The organism is Escherichia sp. 94.0001 (assembly GCF_013369155.2).
GTDB classification, from domain to species: domain Bacteria; phylum Pseudomonadota; class Gammaproteobacteria; order Enterobacterales; family Enterobacteriaceae; genus Escherichia; species Escherichia coli_F.
Window position 1 is genome coordinate 1 of record NZ_JABWMS020000195.1, and the last position, 855, is coordinate 855.

The following is an 855-nucleotide window of genomic DNA, read 5'->3' on the forward strand; positions in this document are numbered from 1 at the left end:
CTCCCCGCTATTGACGATCAAAAATCCTTTCCCCGGGGCACGTATGCCACACACCTGGGAGGATTCTGGCGGGCGTATGAAAAAACGCACGGGATGCGGGGATGGGAATGCCTGGTTGACGGGGTGGCGGATATTGACGTCAGTATGACGGGGGAGCGGTTGTTCTCTGTGGTGATCCGGCACAGCAGTGGCCAGCGTACGGAAAAAACATTTTCCCTGCCGGTGATGCTCTACCGCGGTGTGTTCAGAGCCGGTGAAACCTACCACCCCGGCGATACGGTGACGTGGGGGGGCTCGCTGTGGCACTGCAACAGTATGACCGGTGATAAACCCGGAGAAGCTCATTCATCAGCCTGGACCCTGGCTGCAAAACGTGGACGGGATGCAGGAGGCGGAAAATGACGGCATTACTGACACTGGAAGAGATCAAGGCACATCTGCGTGTCGACCATGACGCGGATGATGACATGCTGATGGACAAGGTTCGTCAGGCTACCGCCGTGCTGCTGGCCTACATTCAGGGCAGCCGGGATAAAGTGATTAGTGAGGACGGTGAGCTGATCCCGGGCGAGGCATTAACCCGGATGAAGGGGGCTGCCATGCGACTGACCGGGATGCTGTACCGGAATCCGGATCTTGCGGAGCGGGAAGAACTGATTCAGGGAGAACTGCCGTTTTCTGTTTCCGTGCTGATTTACGATTTGCGTTGTCCGACGGTGTTATGAGGAGGGGGAATGGCAATATCTGCAGGTCGTCTGACACAGATGATAAGTGTTCTGAACCCGGTGTTAACCCGTAACGCTGCCGGAGAAATGACGGAAGAATGGGTGTCATGCGGGAAAATTCATGCGGATA

The 855-nt window shown here is 56.3% G+C and carries 1 protein-coding gene and 2 pseudogenes; all 3 read left to right on the forward strand.

Features of this window, described 5'->3' with window-relative positions:
* A pseudogene (locus HEN33_RS25160) lies at positions 1-402 on the forward strand (phage portal protein); the annotation flags it as partial.
* Entirely contained in the window at positions 399-725 is a 327-nt protein-coding gene (locus tag HEN33_RS25165; RefSeq protein ID WP_136720830.1) for a head-tail connector protein, read from the forward strand. The pseudogene HEN33_RS25160 and the gene HEN33_RS25165, both read left to right, overlap by 4 nt.
* Positions 726-734: 9 nt before the next feature.
* Positions 735-855 (forward strand): annotated as a pseudogene (locus HEN33_RS26650) (phage head completion protein); the annotation flags it as partial.

Bases quoted from the DNA above. Each gene is read 5' to 3' on its own strand.
- HEN33_RS25165 (WP_136720830.1), top strand. From the start codon at position 399: ATGACGGCATTACTGACACTGGAAGAGATCAAGGCACATCTGCGTGTC.